The 16,816-nt window shown below is 62.0% G+C and carries 17 protein-coding genes; all 17 read left to right on the top strand.

Translation table 11 applies throughout. The features are described from left to right. Window positions 1–20: 20 nt before the first annotated feature. Window positions 21–1,061, top strand: a complete 1,041-nt coding sequence (gene pyrC, locus R0J92_RS09890) for a dihydroorotase (protein WP_411051546.1) — start codon at window positions 21–23, stop codon at window positions 1,059–1,061. Window positions 1,062–1,137: 76 nt separating this feature from the next. Beyond that, window positions 1,138–1,818: an orotate phosphoribosyltransferase gene (locus tag R0J92_RS09885; protein WP_411051545.1), complete on the top strand. Its 681-nt coding sequence runs from the start codon at window positions 1,138–1,140 to the stop codon at window positions 1,816–1,818. A 252-nt stretch (window positions 1,819–2,070) separates the two neighbouring features. Further along, the gene (locus R0J92_RS09880) at window positions 2,071–3,588 is read left to right on the top strand and encodes a replicative DNA helicase (protein WP_411051544.1); all 1,518 of its coding nucleotides are present in this window, start codon (window positions 2,071–2,073) and stop codon (window positions 3,586–3,588) included. Window positions 3,589–3,772: 184 nt separating this feature from the next. Then, window positions 3,773–4,810, top strand: coding sequence for an alanine racemase (gene alr / locus R0J92_RS09875; protein WP_106163423.1), 1,038 nt, complete (start codon window positions 3,773–3,775; stop codon window positions 4,808–4,810). Then, a complete protein-coding gene (locus R0J92_RS09870) occupies window positions 4,807–5,589 on the top strand; it encodes an MlaE family ABC transporter permease (protein ID WP_106163422.1) in 783 nt (260 codons plus the stop codon). The genes alr and R0J92_RS09870 overlap by 4 nt, the downstream gene beginning before the upstream one ends. 8 nt (window positions 5,590–5,597) lie before the next feature. Continuing rightward, window positions 5,598–6,344 carry an ABC transporter ATP-binding protein gene (locus R0J92_RS09865; protein ID WP_411051597.1) on the top strand — a complete coding sequence of 249 codons (747 nt, stop codon included), beginning with the start codon at window positions 5,598–5,600 and terminating at the stop codon, window positions 6,342–6,344. Window positions 6,345–6,353: 9 nt separating this feature from the next. Further along, window positions 6,354–7,304, top strand: coding sequence for a DUF2971 domain-containing protein (locus R0J92_RS09860; protein WP_411051543.1), 951 nt, complete (start codon window positions 6,354–6,356; stop codon window positions 7,302–7,304). Window positions 7,305–7,307: 3 nt separating this feature from the next. Next, the gene (locus tag R0J92_RS09855; protein WP_411051542.1) at window positions 7,308–7,763 is read left to right on the top strand and encodes a paraquat-inducible protein A; all 456 of its coding nucleotides are present in this window, start codon (window positions 7,308–7,310) and stop codon (window positions 7,761–7,763) included. Window positions 7,764–8,125: 362 nt separating this feature from the next. After that, the gene (gene radA / locus R0J92_RS09850; RefSeq protein WP_317385783.1) at window positions 8,126–9,490 is read left to right on the top strand and encodes a DNA repair protein RadA; all 1,365 of its coding nucleotides are present in this window, start codon (window positions 8,126–8,128) and stop codon (window positions 9,488–9,490) included. Window positions 9,491–9,533: 43 nt separating this feature from the next. Then, window positions 9,534–10,088 (top strand): CvpA family protein, encoded by a 555-nt coding sequence (locus R0J92_RS09845; RefSeq protein WP_106163416.1) that lies wholly within the window; start codon window positions 9,534–9,536, stop codon window positions 10,086–10,088. 388 nt (window positions 10,089–10,476) lie between these two features. Further along, entirely contained in the window at window positions 10,477–11,202 is a 726-nt protein-coding gene (locus tag R0J92_RS09840; RefSeq protein ID WP_411051541.1) for a Hint domain-containing protein, read from the top strand. A gap of 444 nt (window positions 11,203–11,646) precedes the next feature. Further along, window positions 11,647–13,167: an amidophosphoribosyltransferase gene (purF, locus tag R0J92_RS09835; RefSeq protein ID WP_411051540.1), complete on the top strand. Its 1,521-nt coding sequence runs from the start codon at window positions 11,647–11,649 to the stop codon at window positions 13,165–13,167. Window positions 13,168–13,342: 175 nt separating this feature from the next. Next, window positions 13,343–13,906: a DUF2199 domain-containing protein gene (locus tag R0J92_RS09830; protein ID WP_106163484.1), complete on the top strand. Its 564-nt coding sequence runs from the start codon at window positions 13,343–13,345 to the stop codon at window positions 13,904–13,906. A gap of 193 nt (window positions 13,907–14,099) precedes the next feature. Next, complete coding sequence (locus tag R0J92_RS09825; RefSeq protein WP_106163413.1) at window positions 14,100–14,357, top strand: hypothetical protein; 258 nt, start codon at window positions 14,100–14,102, stop codon at window positions 14,355–14,357. Window positions 14,358–14,436: 79 nt separating this feature from the next. Further along, the gene (locus R0J92_RS09820; protein ID WP_317385780.1) at window positions 14,437–15,084 is read left to right on the top strand and encodes an SDR family NAD(P)-dependent oxidoreductase; all 648 of its coding nucleotides are present in this window, start codon (window positions 14,437–14,439) and stop codon (window positions 15,082–15,084) included. Between the two features lie 251 nt (window positions 15,085–15,335). Beyond that, on the top strand, window positions 15,336–16,118 hold the full coding sequence (surE, locus tag R0J92_RS09815) for a 5'/3'-nucleotidase SurE (protein ID WP_411051539.1): 783 nt from the start codon (window positions 15,336–15,338) through the stop codon (window positions 16,116–16,118). Continuing rightward, window positions 16,115–16,762 (top strand): protein-L-isoaspartate(D-aspartate) O-methyltransferase, encoded by a 648-nt coding sequence (locus R0J92_RS09810; protein WP_106163410.1) that lies wholly within the window; start codon window positions 16,115–16,117, stop codon window positions 16,760–16,762. The genes surE and R0J92_RS09810 overlap by 4 nt, the downstream gene beginning before the upstream one ends. Window positions 16,763–16,816 lie beyond the last annotated feature (54 nt).

Below are 16,816 nucleotides of genomic sequence, written 5' to 3'. Positions count from 1 at the left end.
GCTGTGCTAACGCCTGCGCCATGACCCAGAGCCTGACGATCACCCGCCCCGACGACTGGCACCTGCACCTGCGCGATGGCGACATGCTGCGCGCGGTGCTGCCGGAAACAGCCCGCCATTTTGGCCGCGCCATCATCATGCCCAACCTCGTGCCGCCGGTTGTCACCGGCGCGCAGGCCGCCGCCTACCGCGACCGTATCCTCGCGGCATTGCCCGAAGGCATGACGTTTGAGCCCCTGATGACGCTCTACCTTACCGAGGACACCGACCCGCAGGATGTGGCCGCCGCCCATGCTTCCGGTCTGGTCAAGGCCGTGAAGCTCTACCCGGCCGGGGCCACCACCAACTCCGCCTCCGGTGTCACCGATTTCGACAAGGTGCGCCCAGTGCTGGAGAAGATGGCAGAGATCGGCCTGCCGCTTTGCACCCACGGTGAGGTCACCGACCACGACATCGACATCTTTGACCGTGAGGCGGTGTTCATCGACCGGGTTCTGGACCCGGTCCGCCGCGCCACCCCGGGCCTGCGCGTGGTGATGGAGCATATCACCACCAAGAATGCCGTTGATTACGTCCACTCGCAGGAGACCGACCTCGGCGCAACGATCACCACGCATCACCTGATCATCAACCGCAACCATATCCTGGTGGGCGGGATCAAGCCGCATTACTACTGCCTGCCCGTCGCCAAGCGCGAAGAGCACCGCATCGCCCTGCGCCAGGCCGCCACCTCCGGCGATGCACGGTTCTTCCTGGGCACCGACTCGGCGCCGCACACGGATGCCAATAAGCTGCAGACCTGCGGCTGCGCGGGCTGTTTCACCGCCACCAACACCATGGCGCTGCTGGCCCATGTGTTCGAAGAAGACGGCGCGCTAGAGCAGCTCGAAGGGTTTGCCTCAAAGAACGGCCCCGCCTTCTATCGCCTGCCGGAAAACGACAGCCAGATCACCCTGATGAAACAGGACGCCCCCGTCGCTTTCCCGGAACAGATCGACACGCCGGACGGCCCGGTCACCGTCTTTGATCCCGGCTTTGCGGTGCATTGGACCGTCGCCTGATTTCATCTTCTTGATAAATATCCCCGCCGGAGGCTCCCGCCCGCGCCTCTGGCACTCTGCTCTCGAAGGATACGCCATGATCCCCTCCTCCTACCCGTCACCCGAAGAAATCGCCCGCCTCTCCGCCCGGATGCTGCTGGAAATCGGCGCGGTGAACTTCAACACCGATGAGCCCTACACGCTGGCCTCCGGCCTGCCCTCGCCGAGCTACATCGACTGTCGCAAGCTGATCTCCTTCCCGCGCATCCGCTCCACATTGATGGATTTCATGGCCGTCACAGTGATGCGCAACGCCGGTTTCGAGGCGTTTGACAATATCGCCGGCGGCGAGACCGCAGGCATCCCCTTTGCCGCCTTGGTAGCCGAACGTCTCGCCCTGCCGATGACCTATGTGCGCAAGAAGCCAAAGGGCTACGGCAAGAATGCCCGCATCGAAGGCGCAATGAACGAGGGCGAACGGGTGCTGCTGGTGGAGGACCTGACCACGGACGGCGGCTCCAAACTGTCCTTCGTGGATGCAATCCGCGAGACTGGCGCGACCTGCGGCCACACGGCGGTGATCTTCTACTATGACATCTTCCCCGAAACCACCAAGACGCTGGGCGATCACGGCGTCGAGCTGCACCACCTGTGCACCTGGTGGGACGTGTTGGCAGAGGCCCGCGCACAAGCGAGCTTCAGCACACAAACCCTTGATGAAGTAGAGAAATTCCTGCACGATCCGCGCGGTTGGCAGGACGCAAACAAGAAAGCCTGAGGAAAACTTCACCCCCAAGGCTACGGATTTCTGTGGAAAAGGCCGCCCCGAATCGGAGCGGCCTTTTCCATATCATGTGGCTGCCACCCCAACCGCACACCATATGAAGAAGCTGTTGAGGCATAATCCGACGTTTCGAAAAATTGCCCACATCCGTCTCTGCGGTTATCCTCAATTCATCCACAGGGATTTCCAGATGGAAATCAGGTCCGGTTCCAGCGTAGAACACGAGCCTATCACAAGAGAGCAGACATGAACGAGATCACCTCCTTTAACGGCGATCCACAGCCGCCCGCGTCACCAGACTCCAGCGGCGCGGCAGGTGAAGCACAGGCATCGGAATTGCCCCACTCCGTCGAGGCGGAACAGCAGTTGCTGGGGGCAATTCTCACCAACAATGACGTCTACGACAAGGTCGCCTCGATCATCAATTCCTCGCATTTCTACGATCCCGTGCACGCCCGGATCTACGAGGTGGCGGCGGCGCGGATTTCCAAGAACGCGCTGGCCTCGCCGGTGACGCTCAAGGCCTTCATGGAGGACGACCAAGGGCTGCGCGAACTGGGTGGGCCGGCCTATCTGGCCAAACTGGCCTCGGCCTCGATCTCGGCCTTTGCGGTGCGCGACTATGCGCAGATGATCTATGATCTGGCGATCCGGCGCGAGCTGATTGCCCTCGGCCAGACCATCGCCGACAAGGCACGCCGGGTCGATGTCGCCTCGGAACCCAAGGAACAGATCGTCGAGGCGGAACAGCAGCTCTATTCGCTGGCCGAACAGGGCCAGACCGAGCAGGGCTTCAAATCCTTCTTGCGCGCGGTGACCGAGGCGGTGAATGTCACCAACGAGGCCTATCAGCGCGGCGGCGGCATGGCCGGGATCTCTACCGGGCTGGATGATCTCGACAAGCAGCTTGGTGGCCTGCACCCCTCGGACCTGCTGATCCTTGCCGGACGTCCCTCGATGGGGAAAACCTCGCTGGCGACCAACATCGCCTTCAATGTCGCCAAGGCTTATAAGCGCGGGCTGAAACCGGATGGCAGCGAAGGCGCACTCGATGGCGGCGTCGTCGGCTTCTTCAGCCTGGAGATGTCGGCCGAGCAGCTGGCAGGCCGGATTCTCGCCGAAGCCTCGGAGATCTCCAGCCACAAGATCCGTCAGGGTGACATGACCGAAGAGGAGTTCCGCCGCTTCGTGCAGGCCGCCAAGGACCTCGAAAGCTGCCCGCTCTTCATCGACGACACGCCGGCGATCCCGATCTCGCAGTTGGCCGCCCGCGCCCGGCGCCTGAAGCGGACCCATGGGCTTGACCTTCTGGTGATCGACTATCTGCAGCTCTGCCGCGGCATGGCCGAAAACCGGGTGAACGAGATTGCCGAGATCTCCATGGGCATGAAAGCCATCGCCAAGGAGCTGAACATCCCCGTGGTCGCCCTCTCGCAGCTGTCGCGTCAGGTGGAAAGCCGCGACGACAAACGCCCGCAGCTTTCGGACCTGCGGGAATCCGGCTCGATCGAACAGGATGCGGACGTGGTGATGTTCGTGTTCCGCGAGGAATACTACAAGGAACGCGAAAAGCCCGGCGATCACGAACTCGACAAGATGGAAGAGTGGAAACAAGCGATGGAGCGTCTACACGCCAAGGCCGAAGTCATCGTCGGCAAACAGCGTCACGGCCCCATCGGCACGGTGGAGTTGTCGTTCGAGGCGCAGTTCACCCGCTTCGGCAACCTTGCCAAATCCTGGCAACAGCAGCCCGACGGCTACTGAGCGCAAGGCCGCTCCGGGGCCTCTGCCCTCCCCTTCATCTTTTCAAAAATATCTCGGGGGAGGCCCATCGGGCCGGGGGCAGCGCCCCCTCCGCGCCCGCAAACACAGCGCAACAGCCCGCCCAAAGCGTGCTGCGCTGCGGTTTCCCCCTTGACCCCGGTGGCCTCCATGTCATGAACGACGCATGAGTACGGCACGTTTGAAAATCAACCTGGATGCGCTTGCGATCAACTGGCGCAATCTGGATGCCAAGACCGGCTGCGAGACCGCAGCGGTGGTCAAGGCGAATGGCTATGGTCTCGAAGCAGGCCGCGTCGGCAAGGCGCTGGCACAGGCTGGGGCCCGCAACTTCTTTGTCGCCATCGCGGAGGAAGGCATCGCCCTGCGCCGCGCGATCGGCCCCGGTCCGGGGATCTCGGTGTTTTCCGGCCATATGGAGGGCGACGCCAAGCTGCTGCGCGACTTTCAGCTGACGCCGATGCTCAACTCGCTGGACCAGATGCTACGCCATTTCGAGGCGCTTCCGGGTCATCCCTTTGGCGTGCAGCTCGACAGCGGCATGAACCGGCTGGGTATGGAGGCCGCTGAATGGATGGCGGTGCGCGATATCGCGCTGGATCAAAACCCGGTCCTCTTGATGTCGCATCTGGCCTGTTCGGACGAGCCCGGCCACGGCATGAACCCCTATCAGCTGAAGAACTTCATCGAGATGACCGAGGGGCTGAACCTGCCCCGCTCTCTCGCTGCCACCGGCGGGCTGCTCTTGGGCCGCGACTATCACTTTGACCTCTGCCGCCCGGGTATCGGCCTTTATGGCGGTGCGCCCTATAGTGACGCGCTGCCGGTGGTCGAGCTGGAGGTGCCGGTGATCCAGACCCGCGACCTCGCCCCCGGCGAAAGCGTCGGCTACGGCAACACCTGGATCGCACAGCGCGACACCCGCATCGCCACGCTGGCCGCCGGATACGCCGACGGGTTGCACCGCGCCTTTCAGCGACAGGGCATCATGGCCTATGCGGGCTCCACCCCCTGTCCCGTGGTGGGCCGTATCTCCATGGATCTGATCACCGTCGACGTCACCGAGCTCAACGAGGTGCCGCCTTACCTGAGCCTGATGAATGAGGCGCAAACGGTAGATGTGCTCGCCAACGCCGCCGATACCATCGGCTACGAGGTGCTGACCTCGCTTGGCAACCGCTATGCGAGGACCTACAGCGCATGACCCCTGCCTCCGCCCTTGGGATGATCGGCCGCACGTCGCTTGGCCGCCTCGCCGCCCTCGGGCGGATCACCCGCTTTGCCGCCTCGACCTTCAGCCACATGATGCGCCCGCCGTTTTATCCGCGCGAGTTCCTGCTGGCTCTGCTGCAGGTCGGGTGGCTGTCCCTGCCCGTCGTGGCGCTGACCGCGATCTTCACTGGCGGCGCGCTGGCGCTGCAAATCTATGCAGGTGGCGCACGTTTCAACGCCGAGGCCGTGGTGCCGCAGATCGTCGCCATCGGCATGGTGCGTGAACTCGGCCCGGTGCTGGTGGGCCTGATGATCGCGGCGCGGGTGACCTCGTCGATTGCCGCCGAAATCGCCACCATGAAGGTGACCGAGCAGATCGACGCGCTGGTGACGCTCTCCACCAACCCCATGAAATACCTCGTCGCGCCGCGTGTGCTGGCGGCCCTGATCACCGTGCCGGTGCTGGTGGGTGTCGGCGATATCATCGGCATCATGGGCGGCTATGTGGTGGCCACCGAGACGCTTGATTTCAACGCAGCCGCCTACCTCAAGAACACTGTCGATTTCCTTGAGCTGCGCGATATCGTCTCAAGCTTGGTCAAAGGCGCGGCCTTCGGCACCATCGCCGCCCTCATGGGCTGCTACTACGGCATGCAGTCGGGCCGCGGCGCGCAAGGCGTGGGACAGGCCACCAAAAGCTCGGTCGAGGCCGCCGCCGTGTTGATCCTCGCCGCCAACTTCGTGCTGACCGGGGTGTTTTTCTCGCTATGACCCAACCGATGATTGAAATGCGCCAGGTCGCCAAGGCCTTTGGCTCCAACGCGGTGCTGCGTGGTGTTGACCTCGATGTGGCAAAGGGGTCCTCAACGGTGATCATCGGTGGCTCCGGCACCGGCAAATCAGTGGCGCTGAAATGCATCCTTGGCCTGATCGAGCCGGACACGGGCGAGATCCGGGTGGATGGCAAGCCCGTTGGCCAGGGGGATCGTGATGCCTTCCTGTCTCGCTTCGGCATGTTGTTCCAAGGCGGCGCGCTGTTTGACTCACTGCCGGTTTGGCAGAATGTCGCCTTTCGCCTGCTGCGTGGTAGCCTCGCGCGCCCCAAGGACGAGGCCCGCGAGATCGCCATTGAGAAACTGCGCCGTGTCGGTCTTAAGGCCGATGTCGCCGACCGCCTGCCCGCCGAACTGTCCGGCGGCATGCAAAAACGTGTCGGCCTTGCCCGCGCCATCGCCGCCGAGCCGGAAATCATCTTTTTCGACGAGCCCACCACCGGGCTGGACCCGATCATGTCCGGCGTCATCAACGACCTGATCCGTGAGATCGTCGTGGAGATGGGCGCCACCGCCATGACCATCACCCACGACATGACCTCCGTGCGCGCCATCGCCGACAATGTCGCCATGCTGCACGGCGGCAAGATCCGCTGGACCGGCCCGGTTGCGGAGATGGATCACTCGGGCGACCCTTACGTGGAGCAATTCATCTCCGGCAGTGCGGAGGGGCCGATAGAAGCGGTGCGGTAGGAGGCATACATGCCATCGAGACAACTCCACCAACTCTTGCAGCCGTATGCTTCCCGCCGTTTGGAAGCTGCTAAAGCTGAGAAAATTTGCTTTTCCCATTACACGAGCGCAGACGCCGCGTTGAGCATTATTCGCAACAGAGAAATCTGGCTGCGAAGTGCGAACGTGATGAATGATTTTTCCGAAATAGCTCACGGGCAAAACTGCCTAGTGCATGCGTGGAAGAACACATCTTTCGGGCAACGCCTGCAAGCCGTCATGAACAGAAGGCAAGACGGCCTTTCAAAACAGCTTGAGGCTACATTTAACAAATACCTAACAGATCGTCACACCGACACATACTTGATGTCCATTTCAGAACATCATCCAGATGATGATCGGTTGGGAAAACTCTCTATGTGGCGCGCGTATGGTGGCCATACTAATGTGGCATTTGTTTTCAATACCTCCCCGTTGTTCTCTGAAAGCGCGGCTCTTCCCGCTTTCTCCAGTCCAGTACTATATGCAACAGTCGCCGAGTTTGCAGATCACTTCAGTCAGGTGGTTACTGGCCTAGAGGAGAACTTTGCGGTCGTACAAAACACAGACCCAAACCAGCTTGTATCTGAGCTATTCTTTGCTCTTCACATGGCAGTTCTATCGACGAAACACCCGGGTTTTGCTGAAGAGAAAGAATGGCGAATACTCCATTCCCCTTCTCTCTGGCCGTCTGAACGGATCAAGTTTGATGTCGTATCAATCTCCGGCGTCCCACAGAAAGTCTACAAGATTTCCTTGGAAAACTTCCCGAATGAAGGTTTCACAGGGGCTTCCTTGCCCGAAGTGCTAGAGGAAATAATTATTGGTCCAACCCAATTTCCATATCCCATTTACGACGCTTTGGTTCATGAACTAACCGAAGCTGGCGTGGCAAATGCTCCAAGTAAAGTGCGCGTGTCTGACATACCCCTCAGAAAATAGTCAATGATCCTCCGCCTCGCCAACCTTTCCCTGCTAATCCTCTATCCCGTCGCGTGGTTTGCACCTCTGTTACGGGCAGGCCTCCTGCCGATCTTCGGCCTGTCGGAAATCTCCGTCCTCACCGGCCTTCAGAGCCTCTGGGGCAGTGACATCGTGCTGGCGCTGGTGGTCACCGCATTTGCGCTCTTCGCACCCTACCTCAAAACCATCGGCCTCGCGCTGGTGCAGTTCCGCCTGCTGGATGCGCGCAGTCTGCCGGTGCTCTCCGTCCTCGGAAAACTCGCCATGGCAGATGTCTTCCTCATCGCGCTCTATATCACTCTGGCAAAGGGCATCGGCTACGCGACCATCGAAACCGCCTGGGGGCTCTATCTTTTCACCGCCTGTATTCTCGCGTCCATCATCCTGTCGATCCTGACCGAGCGCCAGATCCGCCGCACGTCGCCGGCGGGTCAATGACGGCCCATCGGCCGCCGCGCGCACGCGCGGTCGCAGATCATTGAGGCGCGGGCGACGCGCCCTAGCACTGGTGATGGCGCGTTCAGGGCAGACCTGCCCCTGAACCGCTTCTCAGCAGATCCTTTCCTTGCCCATCGCCAACCGACACGCTGCTGGTGTCACCGCGCAGCGCAGCTGCGCCGGGCCCAACAGGAGCAGATCATCTCTGGATGATCGCCCAACTGGCGGGAGCGCCCCCTTGCGGATGCGACGGAGGGGCCTCGCCCCCGGCCCTCCCCAGACCGCGCTCGGGATATGTCCGGTCAGAAAACGCATCCAACACCCACTTGAACAAATCGGAAACATCTGCCACATCTCACCCCATGGCAAAGACATCTTTCTCCTGCTCCGCATGTGGGGCCTCTTATTCGAAATGGTCCGGTCGCTGCGAGGGCTGTGGCGAATGGAACTCGATCTCCGAGGACAAGGGCCTCACCTCCGCAGGGCCTGCCAAGAAATCTCTCGGCGCAATGCGGGGCAAGCGGGTGCCGCTTACTGATCTGGCCACCCAGGAAACCCCGCCTCCGCGCACCCATTGTGGCGTCGCGGAGCTGGACCGGGTGCTGGGCGGCGGGCTGGTGGAGGCCTCGGCAATCCTCGTCGGCGGTGATCCCGGCATCGGCAAGTCAACGCTGCTGCTGCAGGCGGCGGCGCAGTTTGCCCATGCGGGGCTGAAAACCATCTATGTCTCGGGCGAGGAAGCCTCCGCCCAGGTGCGCATGCGGGCGCAACGGCTGGGGCTGGCCGACGCGCCGGTGAAACTGGCGGCGGAAACCAATCTGCGCGATATCCTGACCACGCTGGAGGCGGAAAAGCCGCAGCTGGCAATCATCGACTCGATCCAGACCATGTGGGCCGACAATGTCGACAGCGCGCCGGGCTCCGTCAGCCAGGTGCGTGCCGCCGCGCATGAGCTGACCACATTCGCCAAGGCAAATGGGGTGTCCATCGTCATGGTCGGTCACGTCACCAAGGAGGGCCAGATCGCCGGTCCCCGCGTGGTGGAGCATATGGTCGACACGGTGCTCTACTTCGAGGGTGAGCGCGGCCATCAGTTCCGCATCCTGCGGGCAGTGAAGAACCGCTTTGGTCCCGCCGATGAGATCGGCGTGTTCGAGATGACCGGCGCCGGGCTGGCGCAGGTGCTCAACCCCTCGGCGCTGTTTCTGTCGGAACGCGGTCAGCCCTCGCCCGGGTCGGTGGTTTTTGCCGGCATAGAGGGCACCCGCCCGGTACTGGTGGAGATGCAGGCGCTGGTGGCGCCCTCGCCACATTCACAACCGCGTCGCGCCGTGGTGGGCTGGGACAGTTCGCGCCTTGCGATGATCCTGGCGGTGCTGGAGGCGCGCTGCGGCATTCCCTTTGCCGGGCTCGACGTCTATCTCAACGTCGCCGGTGGCATGAAAATCACCGAACCCGCAGCCGACCTTGCAGTGGCCGCCGCACTGTTGAGCGCGCGTGAGGACACCGCACTTCCCTCCGATACGGTGATTTTTGGCGAAATATCTCTGTCCGGTGCCCTCAGACCGGCCCCTCAGACGGAAAACCGGTTGAAAGAAGCGCAAAAACTTGGTTTCACGGCGTCGATCGCTCCGAGTGGCGGCAAATCCGTATCCGTCCCCGGCCTGACCCTGCGCCCGGCCTCTGACCTCACAGGATTTGTTGGCGAATATTTCGGAGCAGGCTAAAAGGCCACTCAAGGTATTTTTCGCGGGCAAACAGGCGAGGGACATGGAAGGTTTCACCATTATCGACGGCGCGGTAGCGCTGGTCATCGTAGTTTCGGCACTACTCGCCTATGCGCGCGGCTTTGTACGCGAAGTCATGGCCATCATCGGATGGGTTGCGGCAGGTGTGCTGGCTTATATGTTCGCCCCCCAGGCAGAACCGCTCATGGCGGAGATCCCGGTGGTGGGTGAGTTCATCGCCGACAGTTGCGAATTGTCGCTGATCGCGGCGTTCTTTGCGGTCTTCGCGATCGCATTGATCATCGTCTCTTTCTTCACGCCACTGCTGGCGGGTCTGATCCAGCGCTCGGCACTGGGGGGGCTTGATCAGGGGGCCGGGTTCTTCTTCGGCGTCCTGCGCGGCATCCTCCTCGTGGTGATCGCCTTCTTCGTCTATAACGTGGTGATGACCGGTCAGAGCTTCACCATGGTGGACGAGAGCCGCTCTGCCGCAGTGTTCAACCAGGTGATCGGCAAGGTCGAGGAACAGAACCCCGAGCAAGCGCTTGGCTGGGTTACTCAGAAATACGAAGACCTGATCTCGTCCTGCGAAGGCTGACGGTCACACACATACGAGATTAAAACGGGGCGCCCTCATCGGGCGCCCTTTTTCGTGCGGCGCGATGCCAGCGCGTATCCGCAGAGCGATCCCGGGCCCGAGCCCGGATATTCACAGAGTTTTGCAGAAACTGCCCGATTGCTCCCCCTTGAAGAATCGATTCTGCCTCCCGCCGTGGCTGTGTGAAAAACTTGCAAATATCCTTAACAACTCCTTAATTTGCACCAGTCAGGCCGTTAACCTTTGGGAATGACTGTGTTTTTCGCACCTCAAACCCGCTTCGGTACCGAAACTGTCCCAAGCCTGCCCCATTCTTGTCCCAATTCGGGGGCCAATTGAGATCAACGAAGGCAAAAAGCCTCGCCGCTCTCAGAAGGGACATTTGGACATGCTGCTGGATCACACCACCGCGTTTACAGACTATCAGCCGGTTGACCTGCTTCTGGACCTGCGTTTGCACGACGCAGAGGATCAGGCCGCCGCCCGCTCCCGTCCACAACAGGGCGGTGTGCTGCCCGGCACCCTGATCGAGACCGAATGCGGCTTTAAACAGGCCCGTGCCCTGCGACCCGGTGACATGGTGCAAACCTTTGACGGCGGCCAGCGCGAGGTGGTGACCATTCGTCATTCCGTGCCGCGTCTCACCGCGATGGTGCATGTCCCTGTCGGCGCGCTTGGCAATGACGCAGCCCTTGAGCTGCCCTCTGATGCGGTTGTGGCGGTTTCGGGCGATCTTGCTCTTGATCTCTTTGACCTTCCGGTTGTGACCGTGAAACTGGTGGCCCTGATCGGCCACAATGGCATCAGCACCGCCCTGCCCCAGCGCCTCGCCCGGATCCACATCGGATGCGCCGAAGAAGAACTGCTTTGGACCGAAGGTGGCCTGGTGCTGAACGCCGGAGAGCCAGAAGACGACGGGTTCTACAGCCTGCTGTCGTTCACCGAGGCGCGCCGGATCGTGGCTGCGGGTCGCGAAGATCACAGCGCAAGCGAGATCGCTGCCGAAGTGACCTCGGACGAGGACGGCGATGATGCCGCATTCCTCGGCCTTGATGCGGCGCCGCTGCCCGCCTTTGACCCCATCGACCTGCTGTTTGGCCGCTACGCCGCGTGATCGGACAGCCGCCACGGACACCTCCCTTCACGTCCTGATTGCGCGCCAACGCGCCAAGGGCCGCCTCAGGTCGGAAATCCTGCCCGGATCTGCGCGACTTTGTGATCCTTTGATGACATTGCCCGCGAGACAGCCTATGTGAGGGCCGTCACTGTTCGACAGGATTCGGAGCCAAACCCGCTGTGTTGACCCGGTACTCAGCTGACCTGCGCCGCCCCTCGCGTGTTGCAGGATCTGCCCTTCTGGCACCCAACAGCCGCAGTGCAGCCCGCGTTAGCGCCGCGCTGCGCCCCACTGGCTCCGCCTTCCCGTTCACGAGAAACCTTCTACATCATGACCCGGCGCATCGCACCGCGGTCCTGGCCTGTGACGTTCCCGTCGCGGCCTCTGTCGCCACAGCCTCCGGGCTGTAAGCAAAACGAACGATTATATTGGAGCCTCGCCATGTGCGGTATCTTGGGCATCGCAAGCAGAACCGAACAAGTGTTTGCGGAACTCTATGACGGGTTGCTGATGCTTCAGCACCGTGGCCAGGATGCGTCAGGCATCGTCACCTACGGCGACGGGTTCTTCCGCGAACGCAAAGCCAACGGTCTGGTCAAGGATGTGTTCGGCGCAAAGGATGCCGAGACCCTGCAGGGTCGTGTTGGCATGGGCCATGTGCGCTACCCCACTGCCGGGTCGCTCTCTGCAGCCGAAGCGCAGCCGTTCTTTGTGAACGCGCCTTATGGCATCTATCTGGTGCACAACGGCAATATCACCAATACCGAGCAACAGCGCGCCAAGGTCACCGGCAAATACAGCCGCCACCTGCGCACCACCTCGGATTCCGAGATCCTGCTGAACGTGCTGGCCGACAAGGTGGCAGACGCGATCAAGGTCAACGGCAACGCCGATCCGATCCGCAACATCTTTGCCGGGGTGAAGATGACGATGGAGCGCGTGCAAGGCGCCTATTCCGTGATCTGCCTGATTGCCGGCGTTGGCATGCTCGCCTTCCGCGACCCGCACGGCATCCGCCCGCTGTCGGTGGCCCAACGCGACGCAGAAGGCGACGGGGATGATTTTGCCTTTGCCTCCGAAGACGTGGCTTTTGGCATCAACGGGTTCAAGAAACTGCGTGACCTGAAACCCGGCGAAGCGATTCTGGTGGATCTGGAGGGCAACAAGCATGAGTTCCAGGCGGTCGAAGGCAAGCTGACGCCCTGTATTTTCGAATATGTCTACCTGGCACGTCCCGATTCCATGCTGGATGGTATTTCAGTCTACAAGACACAGATCCGCATGGGCGAAGCGCTGGCAAAGCAGATCGCCGACTCCGGTCTCGATATCGACGCCGTCATCCCGGTGCCCGACAGTGCCCGCCCCGTTGCGCTGGAGGTCTCCAACTCGCTCGGCATCCGTTACCGCGAGGCGCTGGTGAAGAACCGCTACGTCGGCCGGACCTTCATCATGCCCGGTCAGGAAGAGCGGCAAAAATCGGTCCGGCGCAAGCTGAACGCCATTCCGCTGGAGATGAAGGATCGCAATATCCTGCTGATCGATGACTCGATCGTACGCGGCAACACGATCAAGAAGATCGTACAGATGTGCCGCGAGGCTGGTGCCAAGAAGGTCTACATCGCGTCCGCCTCCCCGCCGGTGAAACACCCCAATGTCTATGGCATCGACATGCCGACGAAACACGAGCTGATTGCCAATGGGCTGAACCTCGAGGAGATTCGCGAAGAACTGGGCGCCGATGCCCTGTTCTACCAGAAACTTGAGGATCTGGTCTGGGCCGCAAAGGAAGGCAATTCAGAGATCGAGCAGTTCGATTGCTCCTGCTTTGACGGACAGTATGTCACCGGATCGGTCAGCGAGGACTACCTGAACACGCTTGAGGGCAGCAGCCGCGTCAGCAAGAAAATCAAGGACATGCCCGATGCGGGCAAATCCTGGAACGGCGCCACGCTGGCCAGCTGATCGGGCAGATCGCGGGTCATAGCCCAATCAGGGCCTGCGACCTTCGCGGCGCACCATGCTCAGCGATTGCACTTTGCGCTCAACAGGCGTAATGGAGCGGCGCAAACACCGCCAATGGCGCTGACCCGCACAGGTCAGCGCCTTTCTCTATTTGATTTTCGAAAGGGGCGCCTTCTTGGACGCGCATCTTGCCCGTATGCTGAGTTCTTCGCGTCAGTGCCGCTGCTGCGGCGGGACCTTTGCTCAGCTCCTCAGCCTCTCCTGCGACCGGCCCGACATCGTGCCGGCGGATCTGCAGGTGCAGGACAACACCGCCATCTTTGTCTCAGAAGGCGATGTGCTGACCGAGGATTTCTGCCGCTTCGGAAGCCTGCGGTTCCTGCGTGCGGTACTGGCCATTCCGCTTGCGGATTCGCGCGGCGAGGAGTTCATCCTCGGCACCTGGGCCGGTGTCAGCGAGGACGTCTTTGACGAATATCTTGACCTGTTTGAGCTGCGTGAGGGCGAGAGCATGGGCAGCCAACCCGCGTGGCTGTCGAACCAGATCCCGCCCGAGAGCGGCGGCCCGCTGGCCTGCATGCTGCACATGCGCCCCGAGGGGCAATATCCGGAGCTGCAGGTGTCCGAGGTCAATCATGATCTCGCCCGGATGCAGGAGCTGGGTCTCGATCTCGAAGAACTGCTGGTCTTCCTGCACGCCTATGGGCACGATCTTGCCTCTCTGGTGTATGACGCCTGAGAACAGGCGTTGTTCTGCGCATTGAGCCGCCTGGCGTCGGCTGCGCACCGCCGGGGCGCCCCTGCCCCCGCTTCCGCCGGTCCATAGGTGCTGATACCAGCGCCGCACACTCACGCGACACACCACTCACATATGACATTCCCGCCTGTTCGGTCACCGGTTCGCCAGTCCGGGCACGGGTGCTGGAGCCGACATGGCCAACTCTCAAACTGCAACCGCAGAAGCCCTCGCCACCGAGAAGAACGCGCTGCCCGACCGTAACCTCTCTCTGATCGGCCTGTTCGGGACACCAAACGACATGCAGGGCATGGTGCGCCTGGCCTCAGGTCGCATCAAAACGGTCAAGACCGGTGAACGGCTGCCGATCGGGCGTATCGTCGGCATTGATGTCGAAGGGCTATTGATCGAACGCGGCGGCGAAGTCGGACGGTTGCCGATCTTCACCAACTGAGTGCGCATCTCGTCGCAGCGATCCCCCGCAGATGTTGCGGGGCTTGACCCCGGCGCAACCGCGCAGCATGTAGGCGCCCATGACCGAAAAACTCGCCCTTATCACCGGGGCCTCGCGGGGCCTTGGCGCCGCTCTGGCCGAGGCGCTTGCGCCCACTCATCACATCATTGCCGTCGCCCGGACCACGGGCGCGCTCGAAGAGCTGGACGACCGCATCAAGGCGTCTGGCGGCTCTGCCACCCTTGCGCCGATGGACATCACCGTACCCGAGGCGATGGCGACCCTCTGTCGTGGCATCTTTGATCGCTGGGGCAAGCTGGATCTCTGGCTCCACTGCGCCATTCATGCCGCCCCTCTCAGCCCTGCGCATCACGTTGCAGCCAAGGACTGGAAGAAATCGGTCGACATCAATGCCAGCGCCCCGTCGGTGCTGATCCCCTATATCGCCCCGCTTCTGGGTCAATCCGGTCGCGCCGTGTTCTTTGACGATGCACGCGCGGGCGAGAAATTCTTTGGCGCATATGGCGCGACCAAGGCGGCTCAGATCGCGCTTGCCCGCAGCTGGCAGGCGGAGACGGCGCGCACCGGCCCCTCCGTGCGCCTGCTGACACCGCCGCCGATGCCAACCGCCCTGCGCGCCCGTTTCTTCCCCGGTGAAGATCGTGATGCGCTGACCTCGCCGACGGAGGCAGCAGCAGAGCTGCTGCCGCAGATCCTCGCGGACTGAGGTCACCGGGGGTCGGATTTTCCGGCTCAGAACATTTGGGGGTGCGGGGCCACGCCCCGGCCCCATGCCCTGATCGCGACAAAACGGGCGATTTGGTCACACAGTCCCCTCTCCCCAGCTGAAAATCCGGGCAAAAACCTTGCCCTGCCGCCCCCTGCCGCCTATTCAGGGGCCAGCCCGAAGGGCTGTGCGAGCAGCCCAAAACGGACAAAAACGCCGCAGAAAATACAAAATATACGCAAGGGGTCACAATGCGCATTCTGGTCACCAACGACGACGGCATCAGCGCACCCGGACTGGCCGTGCTGGAAGCGATCGCCGCCGATCTTGCCGGATCTGACGGCGAGGTCTGGACCGTCGCGCCCGCCTTCGAGCAATCCGGCGTTGGCCATTGCATCAGCTACACGCATCCCTCCATCCTGTCGGAACTGGGCCCGCGCCGTTTCGCCGCCGAAGGATCGCCGGCGGACTGCGTACTGGCGGCCCTGCATGTGGTCATGAAGGACCATCGCCCCGATCTGGTGCTGTCGGGCGTGAACCGCGGTAACAACTCCGCCGAAAACGCGCTTTATTCCGGCACCCTCGGCGGAGCCATGGAAGGCGCGTTGCAAGGCGTGCCTGCGATGGCGCTGTCGCAGTATTTCGGCAGTGAGAACCGCGATCTGGACAATCCGTTCGAAGCCGCGCGTCAGCATGGTGCCGATGTGGTCCGCAAGCTGCTGGCTGCACAGCCTGCAAACGATCAGCCCTACGGCCTGTTCTACAACATCAACTTCCCCCCAGTTGCCGCCTCTGATGTCAAAGGCACCCGCGTCACCACGCAGGGCTGCCGCGAGGGCAAGCGGTTCTCGGCGCAAGAGCAGTTCTCGCCCAACGGCAAGCGCTTCATCTGGGTCAAGGGTGGCGACCAGCAGGTCACCACCGCACCCGGCACCGATGCGGCGGCAAACCTTGCGGGCTTCATCTCTGTCACACCGATGCGGGCGGATCTTACGGCGCATGACACGCTGGAGGCCCTGAAGGCGATCGAATGAGTGGCCTGGACGCTGAAACCAAGATGCAGTTTCTATTCGCCCTGCGCTCACGCGGGGTGACGGAGTCGACGGTGCTCGAAGCGATGGAAGCGATAGATCGCGGATTGTTCCTGCGCGGCTTCTTTTCCGAACGGGCCTATGAGGACGTGCCGCTGCCAATCGCCTGTGGTCAGACCATTTCTCAGCCCTCCGTGGTGGGGCTGATGACCCAGGCCCTGCAGGTCAACGCCCGCGACACCGTGCTCGAAGTCGGCACCGGGTCAGGCTATCAGGCCGCCGTGCTCGCCAAGCTTGCGCGCCGGGTCTATACCGTGGATCGCCATGGCCGGCTGGTGCAGGAGGCGCGGCAGGTGTTCCAGCGGCTCGGGCTTGCCAATATCACCTCGATGGTCGGCGATGGCAGCCATGGCATGCCGGATCAGGCACCCTTTGATCGAATCATCGTGACCGCCGCTGCCGAAGACCCGCCCGGTCCGCTCCTGGCGCAATTGAAGGTCGGCGGCATCATGGTGGTGCCGGTTGGGCAATCTGATGCCGTGCAAACGCTCATTCGTGTGCGTAAGATGGAAAATGGGCTGGAATATGATGAATTGCGCCCGGTCCGCTTTGTTCCTCTGCTGGAAGGGCTTGGAAAAGACACCTGAGCTGTCCTATTCCCTCAGCAGCCCCGTTGCGCTGTAGCGGTCTTCCGGACAGTC

The organism is Tritonibacter sp. SIMBA_163, assembly GCF_046535935.1.
Taxonomy (GTDB): Bacteria; Pseudomonadota; Alphaproteobacteria; order Rhodobacterales; family Rhodobacteraceae; genus Epibacterium; species Epibacterium scottomollicae.
The sequence above is the reverse complement of the archived record's forward strand: the minus strand, read 5'-3'. Positions and strand labels throughout refer to the sequence as shown.